At 64.5% G+C, this 535-nt stretch carries 1 rRNA gene; it reads left to right on the top strand.

From position 1 onward, the window contains the following. Positions 1 to 218: ribosomal RNA gene (locus ACLIYP_RS30765) — 16S ribosomal RNA — on the top strand; the annotation flags it as partial. Between the last annotated feature and the right edge of the window lie 317 nt (positions 219 to 535).

Genomic DNA, 535 nt, shown 5'->3' with positions numbered 1-535 from the left:
ATGAAGTCGGAGTCGCTAGTAATCGCAGATCAGCACTGCTGCGGTGAATACGTTCCCGGGCCTTGTACACACCGCCCGTCACGTCACGAAAGTCGGTAACACCCGAAGCCGGTGGCCCAACCCCTTGTGGGAGGGAATCGTCGAAGGTGGGACTGGCGATTGGGACGAAGTCGTAACAAGGTAGCCGTACCGGAAGGTGCGGCTGGATCACCTCCTTTCTAAGGAGCATCTTTGGTCATCGGGCCTGCTGGTCCGGTGGGCACAGAGCCACTACGCCGGCGCGTGTCCGGCGGTGGTCTGCTCATGGGTGGAACGTTGACTAGTCGGCCGGGATGGTCCGGCGGAAGACACCAGTACTGCCTCCCCCTGCGGGGTGGGGCGTGGACCGTGGTTTCCGTGGATGGTCCGGGTCGGGCGCGCTGTTGGGTGTCTGAGGGCACGGCCGTACCGGCCGGGTCTTCGGTGCCGGCCCCGGTGTACTCCGCCCGATCGGGTGGGGGTGGCGGGTGGCTGGTCGTTGTTTGAGAACTGCACA

Origin of the sequence: Streptomyces nanhaiensis, assembly GCF_046614825.1 — a bacterium.
Lineage (GTDB): Bacteria > Actinomycetota > Actinomycetes > Streptomycetales > Streptomycetaceae > Streptomyces > Streptomyces radiopugnans.
Note: the sequence above shows the minus strand (reverse complement) of the source record. Positions and strands in the feature narration are given on the sequence as shown.